Source organism: Pseudomonas fakonensis (assembly GCF_019139895.1).
GTDB lineage: Bacteria > Pseudomonadota > Gammaproteobacteria > Pseudomonadales > Pseudomonadaceae > Aquipseudomonas > Aquipseudomonas fakonensis.
In genome coordinates, this window is the sequence record NZ_CP077076.1 from 1594044 (window position 1) to 1617560 (window position 23517).

A 23517-nucleotide genomic window follows, 5' to 3' on the forward strand; every position below is an offset into this window, starting at 1 on the left:
TCATGGTCGCCACTGGCCTTGCGCTGCTGGTGGGCATGCTGGCCGCCTGGCTGATCACCCGTGCGGTGGTGGCGCCGCTGCGCCGGGTGATCGAGCGCGCCCGGCGCATCGCCGCAGGCGAGCTGGCCATTGAGGCCGAGGCGCCGCGCAAGGATGAAGTGGGGCAGTTGCAGCAGGCCATGCAGCAGATGGCCGAAGGCCTCACCGGCATTGTCGGCGGTTTGCAGCAGGGCATCGAACAACTGGCCGGCAGCGCCCAGGCGCTGTCGGCGGTGACCGAGCAGACCAACCGTGAAGTCGGCAGCCAGAAGGACGAAACCGAGCAGGTGGCCACCGCCATGCAGCAGATGACCGCCACCGTGCACGATGTGGCGCGCAACGCCGAGCAGGCGGCCCAGGCGGCCCAGGCCGCCGATGACAAGGTCGGCAGCGGGCAGGAGGTGGTGCGCCAGAGCATGCAGCGCATCGAGCAGCTGGTGACTGCGGCAGAGACCGCCAGCAGCGGCATCGACAGCCTCAGCGCCGAGATCCACACCATCGGTGACGTGCTCGAGGTGATCAAGAGCGTCGCCGAGCAGACCAACCTGCTGGCACTTAACGCAGCCATTGAAGCGGCCCGCGCCGGCGAACAGGGGCGCGGTTTTGCCGTGGTGGCCGACGAGGTGCGGGCCCTGGCCCGGCGTACCCGGCAGTCCACCGAAGAGATCGAGCGCCTGGTAGCCAGCCTGCGTGGCAATGCCCAGCAGTCGGTGACGCAGATTCGTGGCAGCACCGAGCTGGTACGCCTGGCAGTGGCTGATGCGCTGCAGACCGAAAGCGCGCTGGGCAGCATTGCGGCGGCGGTGTCGTTGATCCAGCAGATGAACCAGCAGATCGCCGCTGCTGCCGAGCAGCAGAGCTCGGTGGCCGAGGAAATCAGCCGCAGCGTCACGCAGATTCGCGGCAGTGCCGATCAGGCGGCGTTGGCGATGGCCGACAACGCCCGCTCAAGCATCGAGCTGGCACGGTTGGGGGATGACCTGAAAGGGATGGTCGGGCATTTCAGGTTGTGAGCCTGCGATCAACCAACCTTCAGGCCTGCGCTGTACCTGAAGATCACGCGATCCATGTGTGTGCGGGCCTCAGATCAACTCCCAACTGATCGGCGTGCCGCGCTTGATCGCCTGCCGCGCACGCCTGCCCATGACCTGCTCGACATGCTTGGGCGCCAGCCCAAGCCCGGGGCGGATGATGCGCACGTTGGCCGGCGACAGCATCTCGCCCTCGGCAATGTCCTCGCTGGCGTACAGCGAGCGGCGAAACACCCGGCTCTTTTCTTCGGCCGGCGTGGCCCCGTAGCTGACCGTGCCGATCGACTGCCAGGCGCGTTCGGTTTCCACCACCAGTTGCTGCATTTCGCCAGGCTCCATCGAAAAGGCGCTGTCCACGCCGCCGTCCGCACGGTCGAGGGTGAAGTGCTTTTCGATCACCGTCGCACCCAGGGCAACACTGGCCACCGACACGCCAACCCCCAGGGTGTGGTCCGACAGCCCGACCTGGCAGCCGAACAGCTCGCGCAGATGGGGGATGGTCGAGATATTGGTGTTCTGCGGTGACGCCGGGTAGGTGCTGGTGCACTTGAGTAGCACCAGGTCGCGGCAACCGGCCTGGCGGGCGGCTTGCACCAGCTCCTCAAGCTCTGCCACGCTGGCCATCCCGGTGGAAACGATCATCGGTTTGCCGGTGGCGGCGACCCGGCGAATCAACGGCAGGTCGGTGTTCTCGAACGAGGCGATCTTGTAGCAGGGCACGTCCAGTGTTTCGAGAAAGTCCACGGCCTTGGCGTCGAACGGCGTGCTGAAGGCGATCATGCCCAGCTCCCTGGCCCGGTCGAAAATTGGCTGATGCCACTCGTAGGGCGTCGCCGCCCGTTGATACAGCTCATACAACGACACCCCGGCCCACAGGCTGCCCGGGTCGCTGATGTGGAACTCCCGCTCGTTCAGGTCGAGGGTCATCGAGTCGGCGGTGTAGGTCTGGATCTTCAGGGCGTGGGCGCCCGAGCGGGCAGCCGCCTCGACGATCTCCAGCGCTCGTTCCAGCGACTGGTTGTGGTTCCCCGACATTTCCGCGATCACGAACGGTGGGTGCTGCGGGCCGATGGCGCGCTGGGCAATCTTGAATTCAGACATCACGCTTGAGCTTCCTGATGAATCGGGTGTGGTCGACGTCGTAGCCTGCTGCGTTGAACAACCCATTGGAGGGCATATTGCCGCCTTTGACCTGGGCGTGCACGCCTGTCACCTCGGGGTGCTGTGCAACCAGCCAGTCCTGCGCGCAGCGCAGCAGGTCGGCGCCGCGGCAGGGCATGGCTGCATCGGGAACCTTGTAGATCGAGACTTCGGCTTGATCGGCTTGAACATCGAAGCGCACCACGCCCACCGGCTGGCTCTCGACTTCACCGATCAGCAGGTGCCGCTGCGGGTCGGCCAGCACGCCGCCGAGCCATCGGCAGTGGTCTGCCCAGGCAATTTCATCGCAGTTATTGGATACGGCGCGTATGGCCGGGTGGTTTCGCCAGCGGTGCAGCGCGGCAGCATCGCGCTGCTCGGCCGCACGTATCGAAATGCCCGTGCAGCCCATGTGTTCGGCGATACGCAGCCGGCCGTCGCCATCGACTGCGGCCATGCCATTGACGGACAAGAGCCGGCGCAGCGCCGGGTTGCCGATAAGGGCCTGCAGGTGCAGTTTCAATGCCTCTGCCAGGTTGTCCGCAACCTCGATGTTGTAGAGCAGCCCCTGGCCTGCCGCATCCTTGAGCTGTTGCGTCTGGTTGGCGGCGGTGCTCAGCGCCAGGGTCGGCAAGCCTAAGCAGCAGCGTTCCCAGCAGGCAATGCCGCCTGCACCGATCGCCAGGTCTGCGCTGGCCATCAGTTCGGCCATGGCCGGTGTTTGCACATGGCAGGTATACCCCTGCGCCTGGCACATCGCTTCGATGGCCAGCCGCTTTGGGTGCTGCTCGCCAATCACCACATCGACCTGCACGCCGGGCAGGGCCAGCTCGGCCAGTACAGCCAGGGCCCTGCCAGTGAAGTTGTGCGCATCCATGCCGCCAAAGAACACCAGCAGGCGCCTGAGCGCGCCGGCGCGTGGCGGCGTGGTCTTGCCCAGTAGGCGAAACTCTTCGCGCAACAGGGCGAAGCGCGGGCCCAGCAGCAGCTGGCAGGCTTCGGGCACCTTGCCTTGATAGCGGGTGTGCAGGTCGGTGTAGAAGTTCTGATCCAGCAGCACATCGCACTCATGCTTGCGGTCGGCAAGGTCATCGATGACCAGGATGCGCCGTACTGCAGGCCTGAGCAGCTTTTCCCAGCGGGCATCCAGGGCGTAGTGATCGACCACCAGCCAGTCCCACCAGGTGCCTTGCAGGGCCGCCAGGCTGTCAGCCGCGTCGCCAGGCTGGCTGGCACCCAGCCAGTTGCCGTGGGCCAGCTCCGTGTCGCAAGGCTGGTCAGGGTGAACGGGCAGGGGGATCAGGCTGTGACCACGTGCCTGCACCCACTGCACGAGGTAGGCCGGCAGGTCGCGGCACAGGAACACACAGCGCGCCCCACGCTGTGCCAGCGTATCGGCCAGGGTCAGGCAGCGCACCAGATGGCCGGTACCGATCTGCAGCCCGGCATCCACACGCAAGGCGATGTTCACGCCTGCGCCCCGGCTTGTGCCTGGATGGCCTTGAAGATCAGCTCGGCGCGCACCCAGTCATCCATGTCGTCGATGTCCTGAACCCGCCAGCGCGGGAGCAGTACCGGCGTTGAATGGGCATCGAAGATGCGCAGTTGTTGCAGCCAGGCGTCCGGGCGCCCCCAGTAGAACTGCGCCGCATCGTGCAGGGCAGAGGGCAGGTCCTGGGAGCGGGTCGGAAAATGTTCGGGGAACAGCATGCCCAGCCCGCCTTCAGGCAGGGCCTGAAAGGCGCGAAACACCGAGGATGCGAATTCGCTTACCGAAAACGCGTAAGCCCAGTTGCCTGACTGCAGTGCCTCCAGGCCCCGGGACAAGTCGGCAGGGTGCAGCAGTGGGGCGGTTGCGTAGATGCAGCACAGTGCATCGAAGGCAACGCCTCGCTGATTCAGCCACTGCGCCGCATGGGCCACCACCTCGGTGGTGCCGGCGTGGTCGTCGGAGAGCTCGGGCGGCCGCACGAACGGTGTTTCGGCCCCGTAAGCACGGGCCAGCTCGGCAATTTCCGGGTCATCGGTCGAGACGATGATCCGCTGGAACAACCCGCTTTGCTGCGCCGCCAGGATCGACCAGGCGATCATCGGGCGGCCGCAGAAGGGTTTGATGTTCTTGCGCGGGATGCGTTTGCTGCCCCCTCGGGCAGGAATCACTGCGATGTTCACCGCAAAGCCTCGCGCAACGTGTTGACCACGTGTAACTGCTGCTCATCGGTAAGTTCGTAGAACAACGGCAGGCTGAACGCTTCGCTGAAATACCGCTCAGCCTCCGGGAAGTCGCCAGGGCCGAAGCCCAGTGCACGGTAATACGGCTGGGTGTGCACCGGAATGTAATGCACCTGCACCCAGATCCCGGCGGCGCGCAGGGTGTTGAATACCTCCAGCCGGCGCTCGGCGGGGACCCGGATCGGGTACAGGTGCCAGGCCGACGCTTCGCAGGCTTGCGGCCGCACCACCGGCAGGTCGGCCAGCAGGGTGTGGTATTGGCGCACCAACTGCCGGCGGCGGGCAATGAACGCATCCAGACGGGCCATCTGGCTGACCCCCAAGGCGGCCTGCAGGTTGGTCATGCGGTAGTTGAAGCCCAGTTCGACCTGCTGATACTCCCAGGCACCGGCAGGCTCGCTGACCAACTGCTCGGGGCCTTGGGCGATGCCATGGGAACGCAGCCTGGCAAGGCGTTTGGCCAGGGCGGTGTTGTTGGTCGTCAGCAGGCCGCCTTCGGCGGTGGTGATGATTTTTACTGGGTGGAAGCTGAAAACGGTGATGTCGCTGTAATGGCAGGCGCCCACCGGCACGCCTTGATACGAGGCACCTACGGCATGGGAGGCGTCTTCAATGATGGCAAAGCCGTACTCTTTCGCCAGTGCGGCGATGGCTTGCATGTCGCAGCTGCGCCCGGCGAAGTGCACCGGGATGACCACCTTGGGCAGGCGCCCGGCGTCACGCGCGGCCTTGAGTTTCAACGCAAGCTTGCTCGTACAGAGGTTCAGTGTGGCGGGGTCGATGTCTACGAAATCGACATCGGCGCCGCAATAGCGCGCGCAGTTGGCGCTGGCCACGAAGGTGTTGGGGCTGGTCCAGACCAGGTCGCCCGGCCCGACACCCAGGGCCAGGCAGGCGATGTGCAGGGCAGAGGTGGCGTTGCACACTGCCACCCCGTGGCTGGCCTGGCAGGCCTTGGCCACGGTGCGTTCGAACTCGGCGATCCCGGGCCCCTGGGTCAGCCAGGTCGACTGGAGTACCTCGACGACTGCCGAGATATCCGCCTCAGTAATATTTTGTCGACCGTAAGGAATCATAAGCTCTGCCACATCACATGTTTACCGGGTGAGGGTGGCAATGGTAACCGCCACAGCTCCTATGCAGGGTATCGGCAAGCGAGTATCGATCCTGAAGGCGCTGCGGCGAATCCATGGGGGGACTGACTTGTGTTGCCTGTACCGGCCTCATCGCCGGCAAGCCGGCTCCTACAGGTTCAGCGCAGGCAGCAGGCTCGACGCGATGACGTAGTCAGCCCTTGCGCGGGCTCAGTATCAGCAAGGTGACCACCCCGGCCACGATGCCCCAGAACGCCGAGCCGATGGAGAACAGGGTCAGCCCCGACGCCGTCACCATGAAGGTGATCAGCGCCGCCTCGCGCTCGCGGGCCTCGCCCATGGCCACGCTCAGGCCGTTCATGATCGAGCCGAACAGCGCCAACGCGGCGATCGATAGCACCAGTTCCTTGGGCAGGGCGCCGAACAGGGCCGCCAAGGTGGCGCCGAAGATGCCGGCAATGCCGTAGAAAATCCCGCACCACACCGCTGCGGTATAGCGCTTGTTCGGGTCTTCATGGGCATGCGGGCCGGTGCAGATGGCCGCACTGATGGCCGCCAGGTTGATGCCGTGGGAGCCGAACGGTGCCAGCAGCAGCGAGGCAAGGCCGGTGGCCGAAATCAGCGGCGAGGCCGGTACCTGGTAGCCGTCGGCGCGCAGCACGGCCACGCCGGGCATGTTCTGCGAGGTCATCGCCACCACGAACAGCGGGATGCCGATGCTGATGGTCGCCGCCAGCGAGAAGCTCGGCGTGGTCCACACCGGGGTCGCTACCTCCAGCTTGAAGCCGCTGAAGTTCAGCAGGCCCAGGGCGCCGGACAACGCGGTACCCACCAGCAGCGCGGCAAGTACGCAATAGCGCGGGGCCAGGCGCTTGGCCACCAGGTAGCTGATGAACATTGCCAGTACCAGCAGGGTCTGGTGCTGTACGGCCACGAAAATCTCGCTGCAGATACGGAACAGGATGCCGGCCAGCAGCGCCGAGGCCAGCGACGCCGGGATGCGCCGCACCAGCCGTTCGAAGCTGCCGGTCACCCCGCAGATCAGCACCAGCAGGGCGCAAGTGATGTAGCCACCGATGGCTTCGCCGTAGCTCACCCCGCCCAGGCTGGTGATCAGCAGCGCCGCCCCCGGCGTCGACCAGGCCACAGTGACCGGGGTGCGGTAGCGCAGCGACAGGCCGATGGTGCACACCGCCATGCCGATCGACAGCGCCCAGATCCACGAGGAGATCTGCCCCTGGGTCAAGCCGGCAGCCTGGCCTGCCTGGAACATCAGCACCAAGGTGCTGGTGTAGCCGGTCAGCATGGCAATGAAGCCGGCGACGACCGCCGAGGGGGAGCTGTCCGCGAGGGGCCGCAAGCGGGCGGAAGTGACTTCGGTCATGGGGGTAATTCCTTGTACAGGTGTAAGCAGTTTTTTCAGGCTACCGCTGTCCGGCGTGATCCTTGCCATACAGCAGGCATTGCATTTAGCCGTACAGTCGCCAACTATTGGCGACTACTGCGCAATTGCGTTAAAGGGGAGGGGGCGATGTACAAGGTCTATGGGGATTACCAGTCGGGCAACTGCTACAAGGTCAAGCTGATGCTCAGCCTGCTGGGCCGCCCGTACGAGTGGCACGCGGTGGACATTCTCAAGGGTGAGACCGAGACCGCCGAGTTCCTGGCCATGAACCCCAACGGCAAGGTGCCGGTGCTCAAGCTCGAGGATGGCACCTGCCTGTGGGAGTCCAACGCGATCCTCAACTTCCTTGCCGATGGCAGCGAGTTCCTGCCCGGCGAGCCGCGCCTGCGCACACAAGTGCTGCAATGGCAGTTCTTCGAGCAGTACAGCCACGAGCCGTACATTGCCGTGGCCCGGTTCATCCAGTTCTACCTGGGGCTGCCGGATGAGCGGGTGGAGGAATACCGCAAGCTGCACAAGGGCGGCTACAAGGCATTGAGGGTGATGGAGCGGCAGTTGCAGATGACGCCGTACCTGGTCGGTGAGCAATATTCGATTGCCGATGTGGCCTTGTACGCCTACACCCACGTGGCTCACCAGGGCGGCTTCGACCTGGCCGAGTACCCGGCGGTACGCGCCTGGCTGGCGCGGGTGGCCAGCCACCCACGGCATGTGCCGATGGTCGACTGAGAAACGCGCCCTTTGTAGGAGCCGGCTTGCCGGCGATAGGGCCGGGCCTGCAACCCGCACATATGTGCCAGGGCTGCCGGCCTCATCGCCGGCAAGCCGGCTCCTACAGGGTTGTGCGGGCCCTGTGGGAGCGGGGTGATCAGGCGTTGGCGAAGCGCTTGTCCAGATAAGCGATGATGTCCTTGGACTCGTACATCCAGGTCACCTTGCCGTCCTCTTCGATGCGCAGGCACGGCACTTTCACCCGGCCGCCGCCCTCGAGCAGCGCCTGACGGTGCACTTCATCGTTCTTCGCATCGCGCAGCGCCACCGGCACGTTCAAGCGGTGCAGGGTGCGGCGGGTTTTCACGCAGAACGGGCAGGCATGGAACTGGTACAGCGCCAGGCCCTTGGCCTGCTGCTCGACCGCAGACTGGGCTGCAGCATCACGCTTTTTCTTCGCCGGGCGGCTGATCCAGTCGCCGAACACGATGAGCTGGCCGAGGCCGACCCGCAGGGCTTTGACGATCATGGGCAACTCCTGAAAATGAAAAGGCCGACCTCAAGGGCCGGCCTGAAACCTGCGCCGATCACTTGATCAGGCTGAGGAACTCGCTGCGGGTGGAGGCGTTTTCACGGAACTCGCCGAGCATCACCGAGGTGAGCATGGTGGAGTTCTGCTTTTCGACACCGCGCATCATCATGCACATGTGCTTGGCCTCGATCACCACGGCAACGCCTGCGGCACCGGTAACCTGCTGGATGGCCTCGGCGATCTGGCGGCTGAGGTTTTCCTGAATTTGCAGGCGGCGAGCGAACATGTCGACGATGCGCGCCACCTTGGACAGGCCCAGTACCTTGCCCTTGGGCAGGTAGGCAACGTGGGCCTTGCCGATGAACGGCAGCATGTGGTGTTCGCACATCGAATACAGCTCGATGTCCCGGACCAGCACCATTTCGCTGTTGTCGGAGGTGAACAGCGCGCCGTTGGTGACTTCTTCAAGCGTCTGTTCGTAACCGCGGCAAAGGTACTTCATGGCCTTTGCAGCCCGCTTGGGCGTGTCGAGCAGGCCCTCGCGGGAGACGTCCTCGCCCAGTTGGCTGAGGATCTCGGTGTAGTTCTGTTCCAGGGACATGGATCTACCTGTGGAAAATTTCGCAAAGGCGAAGGGTACGGCGGCGGCGGCGGCGCTGCAAGCGCGATATCACTCGTCGCGGCCTTCGAGCATGGTTCGCTTGAGCATCACGTACACCGCGCCGGTGCCACCATGACGGGCCTGGCACGAGGCAAAGCCAAGCACCTGCGGGTGCTGGCGCAACCAGGTGTTGACGTGGCTCTTGATCATCGGCCGCTTGCCGTCGATGCGCGCGGCCTTGCCGTGGGTGACGCGCACGCAGCGTACTTCCAGCTTGGTTGCTTCGGCAATGAAGTCCCACAGCGTCTCGCGAGCCTTCTCGACGCTCATGCCGTGCAGGTCGAGGCTGCCCTCGAAGGCGATCTGGCCCAGCTTGAGCTTGCGCAACTGGGTTTCCTGCACGCCGTCGCGGCGCCACATCAGCTCGTCTTCTGCGGCCACGTCGATGACGAACTGGTCGGACAGGCCGTCGATCACCAGCGGCTGGTCGCTGCGAATGGTCGCCGCCTGGCGCAGGCCGGCCAGCTGCTTGCGGTCGGCCTTGGGTTTGCCGACCTCGGCGCGGTCGTGCTTGATCGGCTTGACGCCGCGCACCTCGGCACTGAACAGGGAAAAATCGTCGTCTTGCATGCTGCCTCCACGTGGGCGGCGTAGTTTACGCGAGTGGGGCAGGGTTGTGTTGCCCGTGGCGGCCTATTGCGGGTCCTCTGTAGGAGATTATCCAGCCCTTCCGGCTGCGCTGTCGCGCAGGGAACTAGTTTCGCAGATGCACCGCGGCCCTGTGGGAAGCGGCCTTGCCGGGGCGCCGTCCGGTCGAGATGGGCTGCGCAGCAGCCCCGGTAACTTTGCATGAGGCCGAGAACTTGGGGCCGCTTCGCGCCCCATCTCGACCGGACGGCGCCCCGGCAAGGCCGCTTCCCACAGGGGCCGTGTTGAATCAATGAGTTGTAGTTTGTTCTATGCCGGCTTGCCGGCGATAGGGTCGGTGCAGGTCAATCGTGCTTTTTCATCAAATGCGGCGACAGGTTCAACCCGTTGGCCCGGCGCAGGCGAATGCGGCTGCGCCGCCAGAAGCGCACGCCAAAGTACAACAGCAACAGCCCGGCCACGGCGAGGGTCGCCGCCAGCGGGCGGTTGGCGTTGAGTTCGGTGAGCGCTGCGTAGTTGCCAAGCAGGCCGGCGACGCCGGCCATGGCCAGAAGGATGCCCAGGGTGGCCAGCAGCACGCTGAAGGCCGCGGCCAGGCGCGCGCCCCAGTTGCCGGGCTCACGCTGGCGCAGGCGCCTTGCATCGAAACTGCCTTTGAGCTTCATGGGTTTTCCTCGGAATCTGCTGTAGCTGATCCGGAGTTCGACCTGCGCCCGGCCTTCGGGTTCCGCCCGTCCGCCGGGCGGTGCGGCTCAGACCAGGCTGGCGGTGGGGGCGACGCAGGCGAAGTTGTCGGCCATCACGGCCATTTCGCACTGGTGGATCTGCGCAGCCGGGATGACCTGGTCCTTGAGCGCCAGGTCACGGGTGGCCGAGGCGTCTTCCACCAGGGTGCAACGGTAACCATAGTCCTTGGCGCGGCGCACGGTGGTGCTGACGCTGGAATGGCTCATGAAACCGCAGACGATCAGGTCGAGGTGGCCAAGCTCCTGCAGCGTCTCGTGCAGTTGGGTGTTCTTGAAGGCGTTGGGCATGCGTTTTTCGATGACGATTTCGCCTTCGCGCGGCTCCAGGCCCGGGATGAACTCGCCGGCCGGGCCCTGGGGGTCGAAGCGCCCGCCGACGGTGCCGAGGTGGCGAACATGGATGATCGGGCGGCCGGCCTTGCGGGCGGCGTCGAGCAACCGGGCAATGTTCGCCACGGCCTCGTCCATGCCCGACAGCGCCAGCGGACCGCTCAGGTACTCCTTTTGCGCGTCGATGACGATCAGGCTGGCTTGGCCCAGCTTGGCCGGCGGGTAGTCGCGGCCAGTGAGGCGGAACATCGTGGTTGGAACGGACATCAATGGCTCCTTGGGTAGGGCTTTTGTATACCTATTCTCCCTTGCCTTGGCGTCAATGTGAATGGTTGACAACGCAGACGGCGTGGTTACTGGCCTGTGGCTACCCATTCGGCGGTTGCGGCGAACATTTGTGGGGTGTGGGCTGTTAGACTTTTGTCCTGTCTGAAAAGGAGTCCCCCGTGATCACATCCCGTCTGCGCACCCTGCGCGACCATATCCGCTGGGCGGTCAGCCGCTTCCATGAGCATGAGCTGTTCTTCGGCCACGGCGCCGACAATGCCTGGGACGAGGCGCGCCTGCTGGTGCTCGGCGCCGTGCACCTGCCGTGGGAAGTGGCCGACAGCTACCTGGACTGCGCCCTGGAGGATGACGAGCGGGTACGCCTGCAGCACCTGCTCAAGCGCCGCATCGAAGACCGTGTGCCGACCGCGTACCTGCTGGGCGAGGCCTGGTTCTGCGGCATGTCGTTCATCGTCGACGAGCGGGTGCTGGTGCCGCGCTCGCCCATCGGCGAGTTGATCGAAAAGCGCTTCGAACCTTGGCTTGCCGCGGAGCCGGCACGCATTCTCGACCTGTGCACCGGCTCCGGTTGCATCGGCATCGTGGCCGCCGACGTGTTCCAGGACGCCGAAGTGGTGCTGGCCGACCTGTCCTTCGACGCGTTGGAAGTGGCCAACCAGAACATCGAGCGTCACGGCCTCGACCACCGCGTGTTCACCGTGCAGGGCGATGGGTTTGCCGGCCTGCCGGGGCAGCGCTTCGACCTGATCCTGTCCAACCCGCCGTATGTCGATTCCGAAGATTTTGCCGACATGCCGGCCGAATACCACCACGAGCCCGAGCTGGGCCTGGCCTGCGGCAACGATGGCCTGGACCTGGTGCGGCGCATGCTGGCCGAGGCCGCCGACCACCTGACCGAGAAGGGCCTGCTGATCGTCGAGGTGGGCAACAGCCAGGTGCACGTCGAGGCGCTGTACCCTGAAGTGGACTTCGCCTGGCTGGAGTTCGAGCGTGGCGGACACGGGGTGTTCATGCTGACCGCCGAGCAGTGCCGCCAGCATCAGGAGCTGTTCGCTTCGCGGGTCTGACCCTGAAAAATATCGCGGGGCAAGCCCGCTCCCACGAGTGTACCCGTGGGAGCGGGCTTGCCCCGCGATAGCGTCAGAAGTGGTTCAGCGAGTGGCAATCCAGATCAACAACCCCGCCTGGAACACCGCAAACGCCACCAGGCAGGTGATGGTAAAGCGCAAGCCGCTGTCTTCGCGGCGGTACTTGGCCACGCGCTCATCGCGCTCGCGCAGCTGTGCTTCCTTCTCCATCAGGTTCTGCTCGGCCTGCTGCAGCATGCCGGCGGCTTCCAGAATGTCGACGCGCTGGACCTTCTCGGTGTTCCAGCCGCCCTTGAGCTGGCTTACCGCGGTCTCCTTGATGCGGCCCTTGAGCAACTGCCCCTCGACATACTCCACTTCAAGCCCGACGCTGCGTAGCACATGGTCGCGGCGCAGGCGCGTGTCTTCGTTCAGTGCGTCTTTGTTGGGCAGGTTCATGCCCTCGATGCGGTACTGCGCGCAGCGGTGCTGCAGCCACTGCACGGCCTGGGCCAGCAGGTAGCGGCCAACCCCACGGTTGAGTGGCTCCAGTTGCAGGCCGGCATCGCTGCCGATGGTTACCAGGCGCTGTGCGTGGTCAACCCGAACGTCCAGCTGGTTCTGTTCCTTGCGCACCTTCTGCCCAGGCAGGCGCACTTCCAGGCGCAGCAGGCTGTGGGCCTTGTCGTGGCGCTCGGCGTAGCCGAACTGCACGAAACGCAGCGGGCGCGCGCCGCTGTTGCGGTCGGTGGGCAGCGCGTTCAGGCGCAGCAGCTGGAAGTGTTCGACGGCCAGGTCCGCCCACGGCTGCGGGGCGCTTTCCGGGGCTTGTTCTTCGTTCGCCTCGGCGGCGGGGGCATCGGTCATCAGGGCAATCCTCAAGTGCTCGGCGCGCGGTTGATCGTCGACACTCGCCGCAGATCACCGCTTCTTGGCTGAGTTATCGGCAGCCTTTGCCCATACCTGAGTGCCGGCGGGGGAAAACCTCAGGCCGCCGGCAGATGCTGAATGAATTGCACGATGCGCTCGCCCAGCGCCTGGGCCAGGGGCAGTTGCGGGTTGCTGTAGCTGTCGCGCTGCTCGCTCATGCCCTTGGGGCTGATGCGCAGCACATGGTTCATGCCGTCGATCAGCGCCAGTTGTGCGTCGGGCTTGGCCGCCTTGAGCTGCTCGGCATCGGCCACCTCCACCTGCACGTCGTTGCGCCCCTGCACGATCAGCGCCGGCACCTTGAGCCGGGCGAAGGCCGCTGCCGGGTCCTGGCGCAGCAGGGTGATCAGGTAGGGCTGCACGCTGGGGCGAAACACCTGACGCAGCAGGGGCGGCACATCCAGGCTGGTCTGCCCGGCCTGCAACCGCTCGATCAGCGCCACGCCGCCGGCCAGTTGCGCCGGCGGCAGGCGCTGGGCCAATTGCTCGCGCAGTACATCGCCGATCGGCCGGCCGCTGCCGGCCAGGGTGATCACCGCGCTGGCGCCGGCCTGCTCGGCCGCCAGGCTGGCAATCAGTGCACCTTCGCTGTGGCCGACCAGGATCAGCGGGCCGAAGCGCGGGTCGTGGCGCAGCTTCTGCCCCCAGGCCACCACGTCGGCGACGTAGCGCTCGACGCTGAGGTCGCGCTCGTCGGGGGTGGCCGGCTGGCTGGCGGCCACCCCGCGCTTGTCGAAGCGCACGCTGGCGATGTGCTCGCCGGCCAGCAGCAATGCCAGGCGCTTGAGGTTGTCGATACGCCCGGAGGCCGGGTTGTTGCCGTCGCGGTCGGTGGGGCCGGAACCTGAGATGATCAGCACCACCGGTGGCGGGGTGGCCTGCTGGGGCAGCAACAGGCTGCCGTGCAGCACGCCCTGGCCGGTGTCCAGGTCGATGGGGCGTTGCAGCACGCTGGGGGCAGCCTGGGCGAGGCTGGCAAACAGCAGCAGGAGCAGGGCGGTGAGGCGGCGCTTCATGGAGGGGGACTGCGTGGGGGAGGTGAAGGTAAGACCGGCGTTGCGGGGGAAGGTTCTGGCAACCCATCCCGGGTTGAATTACGTATACTGCCGCTTTCGTTCACCTCAGGCAGATTTCGCGGAGCGTCCATGTCCGGCAATACCTACGGCAAGCTGTTCACTGTCACCACCGCTGGCGAAAGCCATGGCCCGGCGTTGGTCGCCATTGTCGACGGGTGCCCGCCGGGCCTGGACATCTCCCTGGCCGACCTGCAGCACGACCTCGACCGGCGCAAGCCGGGCACCAGCCGGCACACCACCCAGCGTCAGGAACCGGACGAAGTGGAAATCCTTTCCGGCGTGTTCGAAGGCCGCACCACCGGCTGCTCGATCGGCCTGCTGATCCGCAACACCGACCAGAAGTCCAAGGACTACTCGGCGATCAAGGACCTGTTCCGCCCGGCTCACGCCGACTACACCTACCACCACAAGTACGGCGAGCGCGACTACCGCGGCGGTGGCCGCAGCTCGGCCCGCGAAACCGCCATGCGCGTGGCTGCTGGCGCCATCGCCAAGAAGTTCCTGGCCACCCAGGGCATCCGCGTACGCGGCTACATGAGCCAGCTCGGCCCGATCGAAATCCCGTTCAAGACCTGGGACTCGGTGGAAGACAACGCCTTCTTCAGCCCGGACCCGGCCAAGGTGCCGGAGCTCGAGGCCTACATGGACCAGCTGCGCCGTGACCAGGACTCGGTCGGTGCCAAGATCACCGTGGTCGCCGAAGGGGTGATGCCGGGCCTGGGCGAGCCGATTTTCGACCGCCTCGACGCCGAGCTTGCCCACGCGCTGATGAGCATCAACGCGGTCAAGGGCGTTGAAATCGGCGCAGGCTTCGCCAGCGTCGCCCAGCGCGGCACCGAGCACCGCGACGAGCTGACCCCGCAAGGCTTCCTCAGCAACAACGCCGGCGGCATCCTTGGCGGTATTTCCTCGGGCCAGCCGATCGTCGCCCACCTGGCGCTCAAGCCGACCTCCAGCATCACCACCCCGGGCCGCTCCATCGACATCGACGGCAACCCGGTGGAGGTCATCACCAAGGGCCGCCACGACCCGTGCGTGGGCATCCGCGCCACCCCCATCGCCGAGGCGATGATGGCCATCGTGCTGATGGACCACCTGCTGCGCCACCGCGCACAGAATGGCGATGTGAAGGTCAACACCCCGGTGCTGGGCCAGCTCTGACCCCATCGCCGGCAAGCCGGCTCCTACAGGTACAGCGTTGTCCTCAGGATGCGCGCGTTCCCTGTAGGAGCCGGCTTGCCGGCGATGAGGCCGGTACAGACAACCGCAGAGCCTGACCCATGCCCCCCATCCCCTACTGGCGCCTGTCCAGCTTCTACCTGTTCTACTTCGCCCTGCTCGGCTCCACCGCGCCGTTTCTGGCGTTGTACTTCGACCACCTGGGCTTCTCCCCGGCACGCATCGGCGAGCTGGTGGCCATTCCCATGCTGATGCGCTGCATCGCCCCCAACCTGTGGGGCTGGCTGGGCGATCGCAGCGGCCGCAGGCTACTGATCGTGCGGCTGGGCGCGCTGTCTACCCTGGCCACCTTCTCACTGATCTTCTTCGGCAAGAGTTACGCCTGGCTGGCGCTGGTGATGGCCTTGCACGCGTTCTTCTGGCATGCAGTGTTGCCGCAGTTCGAGGTGATTACCCTGGCCCACCTGCACGGGCAAACCTCGCGCTACAGCCAGGTTCGGCTGTGGGGCTCGATCGGCTTCATCCTCACCGTGGTTGGCCTGGGCCGCTTGTTCGAATGGCTGAGCCTGGACATCTACCCGGTGGCGCTGGTGACCATCATGGCCGGCATCGTCGCCGCCAGTCTGTGGGTGCCCAACGCCCAGCCGGTCGAACATGCCGAGCGCCGTGGCGCCGGGGGCTTTGTCAAACAGTTGATGGCGCCGGGCGTGGTGGCTTTCTACATTTGCGTGGCACTGATGCAACTGAGCCACGGCCCGTACTACACCTTCCTCACCCTGCACCTGGAGCACCTGGGCTACAGCCGCGGCGCCATCGGCCTGCTGTGGGCGCTGGGGGTGGTGGCAGAAGTGCTGATGTTCATGGCAATGAGCCGCCTTTTTGCGCGCTTCAGCGTGCAGCGGGTATTGCTGGTGAGCTTCCTGCTGGCCGCCGTGCGCTGGCTGCTGCTGGGCAACCTGGCCGATGTCCCCGCCGTGCTGGTGCTGGCCCAGGTGCTGCACGCCGCCACCTTTGGGTGCTTCCATGCCGCCAGCATCGCCTTCGTGCAGGCCAGCTTCGGTGCCCGCCAGCAGGGCCAGGGCCAGGCCTTGTACGCTGCACTCTCGGGTACCGGCGGGGCATTGGGCGCACTTTACTCGGGCTACAGCTGGAAACTGCTGGGCCCGCACTTCACCTTTGGTATGGCCAGCGTCGCGGCGCTGGCGGCAGCCGTTATCATTGGCCTTTGTTCGAAACCCAGCAGGAACGACCCCTGATGAGCATTCTCAGCGTTTTCCACGCCGCCAGCCCCGAGCTTGCACACAAGGTGCTGACCCACCACGACGACATCAAAGCCACCCTGGCCGAACAGGGCGTGCGTTTTGCCCGATGGGACAGCGGCGCGCGACTGCGCCCCGGTTGCGCTCAGCAAGAAGTGCTTGATGCCTGCCGTGCCCCTATTGACCGGCTGATGACCGAGCATGGCAGCGCAGGCTTTGCTGTTTTAAGCCGCGATGGCGTCGACCCGACCCAGGCTGACCTGCGCGACGAGCATGTCCACGACACTGACGAAGTGTTTGCCGTGGTCAGCGGGCGCGGGCAGTTGAACCTGCGTGTGGGTGACTATGTGTATGGCGTGTTGTGCGAGAAGGATGATGTGCTGGTGGTGCCGGCCGGCACCCGGCGCTGGCTGGACCTGGGGGATAACCCGTTCTGCCTGGCGGTGCGCCTGTTTGGCAGTGAACAGGGCATGCAGCCGCGCTTCACCGGGGATGCCGGTGCACGGCTGTTTGCGGGTATGAATGAGCTTTGAACGTTGCCGGTATCGCGGGGCAAGCCCGCTCCCACATGGATTGCATGAGCTTCAGGCTCGTGCGTACCTGTAGGAGCCGGCTTGCCGGCGATGGGGCCGGTGCAGGCAACGCTAATCACCGATAGGTCGGCAGGGCGAAGCGTTGCTGGCTCTGCAGCATCGAGATCACCGGCAGCTCGCTTGCCTGCTCGGCCAGGTCGCGGCGGATGGCGCTGATCGCCCAGGACAGCTGCTCGGCGCTGTGCAATTGGCCGTAGGTCAGCACGCGGCGGGTGACCTTGCCGTCGGCGGCGCGCAGGGTCAACAGGATGCCGCCGTCGGGGCGGGGCTGGGTGGCGACCTTATAGGCGCTGAAGACCGAGGCGAATTTTTCCTGGATGAGGTCCATATCAACTCCTGACTGTTGTGTGGGCAGACGTGGAGTGGATGTTTGCAGCGACCGTGCCAGGCTTTATCTCGCTAAAAAATACTTATAAAACAATTAGTTAGATATATTTAACAAACTGTGGACCATGCATTCTGCAAGGTCGTGCATTTTGCACAGTGCAATTTGCACGGTGATAGCCTTAGCCTTTGCACCCCATAGAATCTGAACCTTTGACCCACTGGCAGTGCCTGACCAACACTTGGGCCCATTCAAATGCCAGGAGGTTCCCCGTGTCCGATCAACAGCCCGCCACCATGACCGCCGAAGAATCCGCAGCCTTCGCCGAAGAAGTGTTCGAGCGCGCCCGCCGTGGCGATGCAGCGATGCTCGAGCGCCTGCTCGCCAGCGGCCTGCCGGCGGATTTGCGCAACCACAAGGGCGACACCTTGCTGATGCTGGCCAGCTACCACGGCCACCATGATGCGGTGCAGGTGCTGCTGGCCCATGGCGCCGACCCGCTGATCGCCAACGACAACGGCCAGTTGCCGATTGCCGGCGCAGCGTTCAAGGGCGACCTGGCGATGATCCGCCTGTTGCTGGAGCAGGGCGTGCCGGTGGATGCCGCTGCCGCCGATGGCCGTACCGCGCTGATGCTGGCGGCCATGTTCAACCGCGTGGCGATTGTTGATTACCTGCTTGAGCAGGGCGCCGACCCGGCGCACCGCGACGCCGCCGGCAGCACCGCACTGATGGCCGCCCGCACAATGGGCGCAGTGGACGCCGCAGCGCGCCTCGAAGCGCTCGCCGGCTAACCGCCCGGGGGCATTTGCGGCTATCCTTGGCGCCTTTTACGCCAATGCGCAGGGCCCCCTCAATGAAAGACCAGTTGCTCGAATTCATCCGCCTTATCGCCGCCGGTTGCATGCGCGATGAAGACATCGAGCGCATCGCCGACGAGGCCGCCCAGGCCTACGCCGACCCCGCCGCGTTTCTCGCCGCCAACCCCGACATCAACTACGACGACAGCTTCCCGTTCGCCCTGGGCGAGTGGGTGGTGGTCGGCAGCCTGCCCGACACCGTGCTGTTCCAGGCCGACAGCTACCAAGACCTGTTCCAGCAGATCAGCGACTCGTTCGACAAGAGCGTGGCGTTCACCCTCAAACCCAAGCAGCTGGCACGCACCGAAGCGCTGACCGCGCTCAATCGCATCCAGGTGCAGATGGGCGCGCTGAACAAGGAAGCCGGCGGTTATGTGCTGCTGAACTTCAGCCAGTTGCTGGACGATGAGCTGCAGATGGTGATGGTCGGCCAGCATGATCTGGCCCGGGTGCTGGAGCTGGGCGCTGCCGTGGGCATCAAGGTGGAGCCGGCGCTGGAGGCGTTGAAGGTGGCTGTGCACGTCTGAGCGGCACGTTGACTGCAATCGCCGGCAAGCCGGCTTTCATGGAACAAACTACAACTCATTGAATCAACACGGTCTCTGTGGGAAGCGGCGTCGTGTCGCGATGGGCTGCGAAGCGGCCCCAAGGCCTCCGTCTCATGCAACATTGCCGGGACTGCTGCGCAGCCCATCGCGACACGAGGCCGCTTCCCACTGGGGCCGTGGCGCACCTGCGAGATCCGTTCTCTGCGCGACAGCGCAGCCCGAAAGGGCTGGGTGATCCCCTGCAGGGATCTTCTGTAGGAGCGGGCTTGTCGGCGATGGGGCCATTGGCCCAAGTGCACCTTCTACCCCAACGCCGTATCCAGAAACATCATCACCGCAAACCCACCCATCAACCCCAGGGTCGCCGAGGTCTGGTGCCCGTTGCGGTGGGTTTCGGGGATCACCTCGTGGGACACCACGAAAATCATCGCCCCAGCCGCCAGCCCCATGCTGATCGGGTAGGCCAGGGCAAAGCCTGTGGAAATCCCCAGCCCGATCACCGCCCCCAGCGGCTCCATCAGGCCGGAACCAATGGCCACCAGCGCCGCCTTGAAGTTGGAAAGCCCGGTGGCGCGCAGTGCCAGGGCTACGGCCAGGCCTTCGGGGATGTCCTGGATGGCGATGGCGCTGGTCAGCGGCAGGCCGATGTTCATGTCGCCATTGGCGAAGCTCACGCCGATGGCCATGCCCTCGGGCAGGTTGTGCAGGGTGATCGCCAGCACGAACAGCCATACCCGGCTGATGCGCTCGGCGTCCGGGCCGCAGGGGCCGGTGGTTTCATGCTCGTGGGGGGTAAAGCGGTCCAGCCCGAGCATCAGCAGCACGCCAAGGCCCATGCCCAGTACCACGGTGAACGCCGCGGCCGGGCCGTTGCCGGTGATTTCGCGGGCCGCATCGAGCCCCGGCAATATCAGTGAGAACGAACTGGCGGCGAGCATCATGCCGGCAGCAAAGCCGAGCATCACGTCCTGGGTGCGGGCGCTGACATCGCGCAGCACCACCGCCAGCACCGCGCCAAGGGCGGTGGCGGCGAAGCCCGACAGGCCGCCAAGCGCCGCCAGATGCAGGTTGTCGGCATGCTCGCCGTTGACCGCGTTCCACAGGCTGGCCAGCAGCAGGGCAATGATCGCCAGCAGGCTCAGGCCAAGCCCTGCGCTGAGCCACGGGGTGTTCAGGGCCTGTTGCTGCCACGCGCCGATCAGCGAGGCGGGGGCAGCGGTAGGGGAGTGTGCTGGGGGCATGCGAACCTCGTAACAGTGAATGACAGCAGTCTATCCAGTGACCGGCGCTGCTGCCCAAGGATTCCCTTCTATCGGCGCCATAGCCAGCTATGCTCTGCCACACAATCACCACGCGGGAGCGGCGGCATGGGCTCTACCTTCAACGGGCTGGTCGGCCTGATCATTCTTGCCCTGGACATCTGGGCGATCCTCAACGTGCTCAAGAGCAGCGCCGAAATCGGCATCAAGGTGCTGTGGATACTGCTGATCATATTGTTGCCGGTGCTTGGGCTGATCATCTGGGCCGTCGCCGGGCCGCGGGGCAACGTGCGCATTTGAGCGTTTTTCAGGCTGGGCGGGTGACCGGCGTGGGAGCGGGCTTGCCCCGCGATATCCTAAGGTCAGGCCATGTTGCTGCACCAGGTGATGCCGTCGCGGGGCAAGCGCGCTCTCGCTGGCCCTATCCATCCGCTCGATATCGGCCAACCGACAAAATTTTCACACTCGATTTTCGAAAATCCGCGCCGCACAATGCTGCGTTGGTCCGCTGCCATCACAGAGGGCAGGGCCTTCGGGCTGTCGGCGACGTCGCCCTTTTCGCAAACCCGCAATCCTAGGATCTCTCCATTCATGGCTAACACGGATGCCCTGAAGCAACCGGGCGTGCGAGGCTCGTTCTCGCCGACCCTGAAATCCCACCTGGCCTACACGCTGCTCAGCGGCCTGGTGATCATGCTGATGCTCAGCCTGGTGCGCCTGGCGCTGCTGCTCTACAACAGCGACATGATCGGCACCACACCGTACGCCACGGTCGCAGAAGGCTTCCTCAACGGCCTGCGTTTCGACCTGCGTGTGGTGGTGTACATCAGCGTGCCGCTGCTGCTGGCGACCCTCAGCCCCTGGCTCATGGCCCGGCGCGGGGTGTTCCGCTTCTGGCTGACCCTCACCTCGAGCGTGGTGATGTTCCTCGGCCTGATGGAGATGGACTTCTACCGCGAGTTCCACCAGCGCCTGAACGGCCTGGTGTTCCAATACATCAAGGAAGACCCCAAGACCGTGCTGAGCATGCTCTGGTACGGCTTCCCGGTGGTGCGCTACCTGCTGGCCTGGCTGTTCGGCACCTGGCTGCTGAGCCTGCTGTTCAAGGGCATCGACCGCCTGACCCGCGGCAACGGCGTGCAGCGCGCGGCGCCCTGGTACGCGCGTGTGGCTGTGTTCATGGTGATTTTGCTGGTGGCCGTGGTCGCCGCCCGTGGCACCCTGCGCCAAGGCCCGCCGATGCGTTGGGGGGATGCCTTCACCACAGACTCGAACTTCGTCAACCAGCTGGGCCTGAACGGCACCCTGACCCTGATCGACGCTGCCAAGAGCCGTTTCGGCGAGGACCGCGCCAACATCTGGAAGCCGGTGCTGGAGCAGGCCCTGGCCACCGAGACCGTGCGCAAGCAGCTGCTGACCGCCAACGACACCCTGGTGGATGCCGACGAGGCTGCCGTGCGCCGTGACTTCGTGCCACCGGCCGAGCGCACCCTGCCGATCAAGAACGTGGTGGTGATCCTCATGGAGAGCTTCGCCGGCCACTCGGTCGGTGCCCTGGGCAGCTCCAGCAACATCACCCCGTACTTCGACAAGCTGGCCAAAGAAGGCCTGCTGTTCGACCACTTCTTCTCCAACGGTACCCACACCCACCAGGGCATGTTCGCCACCATGGCGTGCTTCCCCAACCTGCCGGGCTTCGAGTACCTGATGCAAACCCCGGAGGGTGGCCACAAACTGTCTGGCCTGCCGGCTCTGCTCAGCGCCCGCGATTATGATGACGTCTACGTCTATAACGGTGATTTTGCCTGGGACAACCAGTCCGGGTTCTTCGGCAACCAGGGCATGACCACCTTCATCGGCCGCAACGACTTCGTCAACCCGGTGTTCTCCGACCCGACCTGGGGCGTGTCCGACCAGGACATGTTCGACCGTGGCAACGAAGAGCTGGCCAAGCACGACGGCAAGAAACCGATCTACGCGCTGCTGCAGACCCTCTCCAACCACACCCCGTATGCTCTGCCCAAGGACCTGCCGGTAGAGAAAGTGACCGGCCACGGCCGCCTGGACGAGCACCTCACGGCCATGCGCTATTCCGACTGGGCGCTGGGGCAGTTCTTCGAGAAGGCGCGCAAGGAGCCTTACTTCAAGGATACCCTGTTCGTCATCGTGGGTGACCATGGTTTCGGCAACAACCAGCAGATTACCGAATTCGACCTGGGCCGCTTCCATGTGCCGCTGCTGCTGATCGCCCCGGGCATTCAGGAGAAATTCGGCAAGGTCGACCACACCGTGGGTACCCAGGTCGACATCGTACCGACCATCATGGGCCGTCTGGGTGGCCAGGCGCGCCACCAGTGCTGGGGCCGCGACTTGCTCAACCTGCCTGAGGGCGACCCAGGCGTAGGCATGATCAAGCCGTCGGGCAGCGAGCAGGTGGTGGGCCTGATCAAGGGCGACCAGATCCTGATCGAGTCCAAGGAAATGACCCCGCGCATGTACCGCTACCAGCTGGGCAGCGACCCCAAGGGCGAGCTGATCCAGAGCCCGGACCAGGCGCAGATGCTGCAGCAGCTCGAAGCGTTCATCCAGACCGCGACCAAGAGCCTGCTGGACAACACCGCCGGCGTGGTGCACGGCACGCCCAAGTAACGCCCCAGGCGGCAGCCGGCCCTGGCAAGGGGCCGGTTTGCCTGTGCTGCGGACTGAACAAATCGCCACGTCCAAGGTCAAGCGATTACAGGCATCACACACCCGATGTTCTTTGATTGAGAGGGCGATTCAATGAAAGAGTGGGAAGTCATTTTTGCTGACCAGAAGGGCGAACCGACTACCTTGCTGCTGCACGGCGACCAGTGCCCCAGCGAGGAAGAAGCGGCCCGCGCCATTCGTTCGCATCTGTTCCCGGTCATGGACGAGCTTGACCTCAACGACTTCCAGGACCGCGCCCCATCCCCCACGGCACGCTGGCTCAAGGAGCAGAACGGCGTGGTCATCACCAGTATCCACGAAGCCCATTGACCAACGGTTGGCGTGGCGCCTTGGCAGGCACTACGCTCTTGGAGTGCGCCGGCCTTTTCTGCGGGCCCGCGCCCATTCGTTTCGCGTCTTGCATCAGCTCGAACTGTCGGCCCTGCCGGCAGGTGCGTAGTGCACGGAAAGTCTATCCATCGCTTTACTTGGGAGGACGTTTCATGAGCAGCCAGAACGACGACATCAGCAGCAGTGTCCTTCGCCAGATGAAAGCTGGCGGTTTCGATTTCACCCGTATCCACCCCATCGAGTTCTATGCGGTATTCCCCGACGAAGCCGGCGCGCGCCGGGCGGCGCGGCAGTTTCGCGGCGAGTCGACCAACGCCCAGGTGAGTGAGCGCGACGATGGCGCCTGGCACCTGGAACTGAGCAAGGTGATGTATGCCAGCTACGGCGGCATCGGCGCGTTCGAGGAGGACTTCGAGCGTGTGGTACTGCCCTGTGGCGGGGAAGTGGAGGGCTGGGGCGTGCGCCAGGAACGGCCGATTGCCTAGCCGGCTTGCGGCGCTTGTAGCGGCCTAATCGCCAGCAAGCCGGCGATCAGGCCGATACAGGCAACACAACACCGTAGCCCTTGCATCGGCGCTCGAACAG

26 protein-coding genes and 1 pseudogene are annotated in these 23517 nt (G+C 65.1%); 13 read left to right on the top strand and 14 right to left on the bottom strand.

Going from position 1 to position 23517, the window contains the following annotated elements; translation table 11 throughout:
- Window positions 1-35 precede the first annotated feature (35 nt).
- Both KSS94_RS27510 and KSS94_RS27515 read left to right on the top strand, forming a co-directional pair.
- A pseudogene (locus tag KSS94_RS27510) lies at window positions 36-191 on the top strand (HAMP domain-containing protein); the annotation flags it as partial.
- Window positions 189-1052 (top strand): methyl-accepting chemotaxis protein, encoded by an 864-nt coding sequence (locus tag KSS94_RS27515; protein WP_437180003.1) that lies wholly within the window; start codon window positions 189-191, stop codon window positions 1050-1052. The pseudogene KSS94_RS27510 and the gene KSS94_RS27515, both read left to right, overlap by 3 nt.
- Window positions 1053-1121: 69 nt before the next feature.
- Here the strand turns inward: KSS94_RS27515 and pseI are convergent, their stop codons facing one another.
- The 5 genes from pseI to KSS94_RS07250 form a co-directional block, all read right to left on the bottom strand.
- Complete coding sequence (gene pseI, locus KSS94_RS07230; protein ID WP_217842338.1) at window positions 1122-2171, bottom strand: pseudaminic acid synthase; 1050 nt, start codon at window positions 2169-2171, stop codon at window positions 1122-1124.
- Window positions 2164-3681, bottom strand: a complete 1518-nt coding sequence (gene pseG / locus KSS94_RS07235) for a UDP-2,4-diacetamido-2,4,6-trideoxy-beta-L-altropyranose hydrolase (RefSeq protein ID WP_217842339.1) — start codon at window positions 3679-3681, stop codon at window positions 2164-2166. The genes pseI and pseG overlap by 8 nt, the downstream gene beginning before the upstream one ends.
- Complete coding sequence (pseF, locus tag KSS94_RS07240) at window positions 3678-4382, bottom strand: pseudaminic acid cytidylyltransferase (RefSeq protein ID WP_217842340.1); 705 nt, start codon at window positions 4380-4382, stop codon at window positions 3678-3680. The genes pseG and pseF overlap by 4 nt, the downstream gene beginning before the upstream one ends.
- Entirely contained in the window at window positions 4379-5518 is a 1140-nt protein-coding gene (gene pseC, locus KSS94_RS07245) for a UDP-4-amino-4,6-dideoxy-N-acetyl-beta-L-altrosamine transaminase (protein WP_217842341.1), read from the bottom strand. The genes pseF and pseC overlap by 4 nt, the downstream gene beginning before the upstream one ends.
- Window positions 5519-5729: 211 nt before the next feature.
- A complete protein-coding gene (locus KSS94_RS07250; protein WP_217842342.1) occupies window positions 5730-6920 on the bottom strand; it encodes a benzoate/H(+) symporter BenE family transporter in 1191 nt (396 codons plus the stop codon).
- 147 nt (window positions 6921-7067) lie between these two features.
- Between KSS94_RS07250 and KSS94_RS07255 the strand changes: the two genes are divergently transcribed.
- On the top strand, window positions 7068-7670 hold the full coding sequence (locus KSS94_RS07255) for a glutathione S-transferase family protein (protein WP_217842343.1): 603 nt from the start codon (window positions 7068-7070) through the stop codon (window positions 7668-7670).
- Window positions 7671-7809: 139 nt separating this feature from the next.
- Here KSS94_RS07255 and KSS94_RS07260 read toward each other — a convergent pair whose 3' ends face one another.
- The 5 genes from KSS94_RS07260 to KSS94_RS07280 form a co-directional block, all read right to left on the bottom strand.
- Window positions 7810-8181: a glutaredoxin family protein gene (locus tag KSS94_RS07260; protein ID WP_217842344.1), complete on the bottom strand. Its 372-nt coding sequence runs from the start codon at window positions 8179-8181 to the stop codon at window positions 7810-7812.
- A gap of 58 nt (window positions 8182-8239) precedes the next feature.
- A complete protein-coding gene (gene folE, locus KSS94_RS07265; RefSeq protein ID WP_217842345.1) occupies window positions 8240-8785 on the bottom strand; it encodes a GTP cyclohydrolase I FolE in 546 nt (181 codons plus the stop codon).
- 69 nt (window positions 8786-8854) lie between these two features.
- The gene (locus KSS94_RS07270) at window positions 8855-9415 is read right to left on the bottom strand and encodes a Smr/MutS family protein (RefSeq protein ID WP_217842346.1); all 561 of its coding nucleotides are present in this window, start codon (window positions 9413-9415) and stop codon (window positions 8855-8857) included.
- A 362-nt stretch (window positions 9416-9777) separates the two neighbouring features.
- Entirely contained in the window at window positions 9778-10098 is a 321-nt protein-coding gene (locus tag KSS94_RS07275; protein ID WP_217842347.1) for a hypothetical protein, read from the bottom strand.
- An 87-nt stretch (window positions 10099-10185) separates the two neighbouring features.
- A complete protein-coding gene (locus tag KSS94_RS07280; protein WP_217842348.1) occupies window positions 10186-10776 on the bottom strand; it encodes a cysteine hydrolase family protein in 591 nt (196 codons plus the stop codon).
- A gap of 179 nt (window positions 10777-10955) precedes the next feature.
- Between KSS94_RS07280 and prmB the strand changes: the two genes are divergently transcribed.
- Window positions 10956-11864: a 50S ribosomal protein L3 N(5)-glutamine methyltransferase gene (gene prmB, locus KSS94_RS07285; RefSeq protein WP_217842349.1), complete on the top strand. Its 909-nt coding sequence runs from the start codon at window positions 10956-10958 to the stop codon at window positions 11862-11864.
- An 84-nt stretch (window positions 11865-11948) separates the two neighbouring features.
- On the opposite strand, the gene KSS94_RS07290 is transcribed toward prmB, so the two are convergent.
- Complete coding sequence (locus KSS94_RS07290; RefSeq protein WP_217842350.1) at window positions 11949-12731, bottom strand: hypothetical protein; 783 nt, start codon at window positions 12729-12731, stop codon at window positions 11949-11951.
- Window positions 12732-12850: 119 nt separating this feature from the next.
- Window positions 12851-13810, bottom strand: coding sequence for an alpha/beta hydrolase (locus KSS94_RS07295; RefSeq protein WP_217842351.1), 960 nt, complete (start codon window positions 13808-13810; stop codon window positions 12851-12853).
- A gap of 129 nt (window positions 13811-13939) precedes the next feature.
- Here KSS94_RS07295 and aroC point away from each other — a divergent pair, with 129 nt between their 5' ends.
- The 3 genes from aroC to KSS94_RS07310 all read left to right on the top strand — a co-directional run bounded on the left by aroC (window position 13940) and on the right by KSS94_RS07310 (window position 16841).
- Window positions 13940-15031 (top strand): chorismate synthase, encoded by a 1092-nt coding sequence (aroC, locus tag KSS94_RS07300; RefSeq protein ID WP_217842352.1) that lies wholly within the window; start codon window positions 13940-13942, stop codon window positions 15029-15031.
- Between the two features lie 119 nt (window positions 15032-15150).
- Entirely contained in the window at window positions 15151-16305 is a 1155-nt protein-coding gene (locus KSS94_RS07305; RefSeq protein ID WP_217842353.1) for an MFS transporter, read from the top strand.
- Window positions 16305-16841, top strand: a complete 537-nt coding sequence (locus tag KSS94_RS07310; protein ID WP_217842354.1) for an oxidase — start codon at window positions 16305-16307, stop codon at window positions 16839-16841. The genes KSS94_RS07305 and KSS94_RS07310 overlap by 1 nt, the downstream gene beginning before the upstream one ends.
- 115 nt (window positions 16842-16956) lie before the next feature.
- Here KSS94_RS07310 and KSS94_RS07315 read toward each other — a convergent pair whose 3' ends face one another.
- The gene (locus KSS94_RS07315; protein WP_217842355.1) at window positions 16957-17229 is read right to left on the bottom strand and encodes a DUF3509 domain-containing protein; all 273 of its coding nucleotides are present in this window, start codon (window positions 17227-17229) and stop codon (window positions 16957-16959) included.
- A gap of 293 nt (window positions 17230-17522) precedes the next feature.
- On the opposite strand from KSS94_RS07315, the gene KSS94_RS07320 reads away from it, so the two are divergent.
- Window positions 17523-18020 carry an ankyrin repeat domain-containing protein gene (locus tag KSS94_RS07320; protein WP_217843537.1) on the top strand — a complete coding sequence of 166 codons (498 nt, stop codon included), beginning with the start codon at window positions 17523-17525 and terminating at the stop codon, window positions 18018-18020.
- Window positions 18021-18082: 62 nt separating this feature from the next.
- Entirely contained in the window at window positions 18083-18613 is a 531-nt protein-coding gene (locus KSS94_RS07325; RefSeq protein WP_217842356.1) for a hypothetical protein, read from the top strand.
- Window positions 18614-18936: 323 nt separating this feature from the next.
- Here KSS94_RS07325 and KSS94_RS07330 read toward each other — a convergent pair whose 3' ends face one another.
- Window positions 18937-19875, bottom strand: coding sequence for a ZIP family metal transporter (locus tag KSS94_RS07330; RefSeq protein WP_217842357.1), 939 nt, complete (start codon window positions 19873-19875; stop codon window positions 18937-18939).
- Window positions 19876-20001: 126 nt separating this feature from the next.
- Between KSS94_RS07330 and KSS94_RS07335 the strand changes: the two genes are divergently transcribed.
- The 4 genes from KSS94_RS07335 to KSS94_RS07350 all read left to right on the top strand — a co-directional run bounded on the left by KSS94_RS07335 (window position 20002) and on the right by KSS94_RS07350 (window position 23417).
- Complete coding sequence (locus KSS94_RS07335; RefSeq protein WP_217842358.1) at window positions 20002-20193, top strand: PLDc N-terminal domain-containing protein; 192 nt, start codon at window positions 20002-20004, stop codon at window positions 20191-20193.
- Window positions 20194-20484: 291 nt separating this feature from the next.
- Window positions 20485-22542, top strand: coding sequence for an LTA synthase family protein (locus tag KSS94_RS07340; protein WP_217842359.1), 2058 nt, complete (start codon window positions 20485-20487; stop codon window positions 22540-22542).
- 132 nt (window positions 22543-22674) lie between these two features.
- Window positions 22675-22911, top strand: coding sequence for a hypothetical protein (locus KSS94_RS07345; RefSeq protein WP_217842360.1), 237 nt, complete (start codon window positions 22675-22677; stop codon window positions 22909-22911).
- 173 nt (window positions 22912-23084) lie between these two features.
- Window positions 23085-23417 (top strand): ribonuclease E inhibitor RraB, encoded by a 333-nt coding sequence (locus tag KSS94_RS07350; protein WP_217842361.1) that lies wholly within the window; start codon window positions 23085-23087, stop codon window positions 23415-23417.
- Window positions 23418-23517: the final 100 nt, after the last annotated feature.

Bases quoted from the DNA above. Each gene is read 5' to 3' on its own strand.
- KSS94_RS27515 (WP_437180003.1), top strand. From the start codon at position 189: ATGGCCGAAGGCCTCACCGGCATTGTCGGCGGTTTGCAGCAGGGCATC.
- pseI (WP_217842338.1), bottom strand. From the start codon at position 2,171: ATGTCTGAATTCAAGATTGCCCAGCGCGCCATCGGCCCGCAGCACCCA.
- pseC (WP_217842341.1), bottom strand. From the start codon at position 5,518: ATGATTCCTTACGGTCGACAAAATATTACTGAGGCGGATATCTCGGCA.
- KSS94_RS07250 (WP_217842342.1), bottom strand. From the start codon at position 6,920: ATGACCGAAGTCACTTCCGCCCGCTTGCGGCCCCTCGCGGACAGCTCC.
- KSS94_RS07255 (WP_217842343.1), top strand. From the start codon at position 7,068: ATGTACAAGGTCTATGGGGATTACCAGTCGGGCAACTGCTACAAGGTC.
- KSS94_RS07260 (WP_217842344.1), bottom strand. From the start codon at position 8,181: ATGATCGTCAAAGCCCTGCGGGTCGGCCTCGGCCAGCTCATCGTGTTC.
- folE (WP_217842345.1), bottom strand. From the start codon at position 8,785: ATGTCCCTGGAACAGAACTACACCGAGATCCTCAGCCAACTGGGCGAG.
- KSS94_RS07270 (WP_217842346.1), bottom strand. From the start codon at position 9,415: ATGCAAGACGACGATTTTTCCCTGTTCAGTGCCGAGGTGCGCGGCGTC.
- KSS94_RS07275 (WP_217842347.1), bottom strand. From the start codon at position 10,098: ATGAAGCTCAAAGGCAGTTTCGATGCAAGGCGCCTGCGCCAGCGTGAG.
- KSS94_RS07280 (WP_217842348.1), bottom strand. From the start codon at position 10,776: ATGTCCGTTCCAACCACGATGTTCCGCCTCACTGGCCGCGACTACCCG.
- KSS94_RS07290 (WP_217842350.1), bottom strand. From the start codon at position 12,731: ATGACCGATGCCCCCGCCGCCGAGGCGAACGAAGAACAAGCCCCGGAA.
- KSS94_RS07295 (WP_217842351.1), bottom strand. From the start codon at position 13,810: ATGAAGCGCCGCCTCACCGCCCTGCTCCTGCTGCTGTTTGCCAGCCTC.
- aroC (WP_217842352.1), top strand. From the start codon at position 13,940: ATGTCCGGCAATACCTACGGCAAGCTGTTCACTGTCACCACCGCTGGC.
- KSS94_RS07305 (WP_217842353.1), top strand. From the start codon at position 15,151: ATGCCCCCCATCCCCTACTGGCGCCTGTCCAGCTTCTACCTGTTCTAC.
- KSS94_RS07310 (WP_217842354.1), top strand. From the start codon at position 16,305: ATGAGCATTCTCAGCGTTTTCCACGCCGCCAGCCCCGAGCTTGCACAC.
- KSS94_RS07315 (WP_217842355.1), bottom strand. From the start codon at position 17,229: ATGGACCTCATCCAGGAAAAATTCGCCTCGGTCTTCAGCGCCTATAAG.
- KSS94_RS07320 (WP_217843537.1), top strand. From the start codon at position 17,523: ATGACCGCCGAAGAATCCGCAGCCTTCGCCGAAGAAGTGTTCGAGCGC.
- KSS94_RS07325 (WP_217842356.1), top strand. From the start codon at position 18,083: ATGAAAGACCAGTTGCTCGAATTCATCCGCCTTATCGCCGCCGGTTGC.
- KSS94_RS07330 (WP_217842357.1), bottom strand. From the start codon at position 19,875: ATGCCCCCAGCACACTCCCCTACCGCTGCCCCCGCCTCGCTGATCGGC.
- KSS94_RS07335 (WP_217842358.1), top strand. From the start codon at position 20,002: ATGGGCTCTACCTTCAACGGGCTGGTCGGCCTGATCATTCTTGCCCTG.
- KSS94_RS07340 (WP_217842359.1), top strand. From the start codon at position 20,485: ATGGCTAACACGGATGCCCTGAAGCAACCGGGCGTGCGAGGCTCGTTC.
- KSS94_RS07345 (WP_217842360.1), top strand. From the start codon at position 22,675: ATGAAAGAGTGGGAAGTCATTTTTGCTGACCAGAAGGGCGAACCGACT.
- KSS94_RS07350 (WP_217842361.1), top strand. From the start codon at position 23,085: ATGAGCAGCCAGAACGACGACATCAGCAGCAGTGTCCTTCGCCAGATG.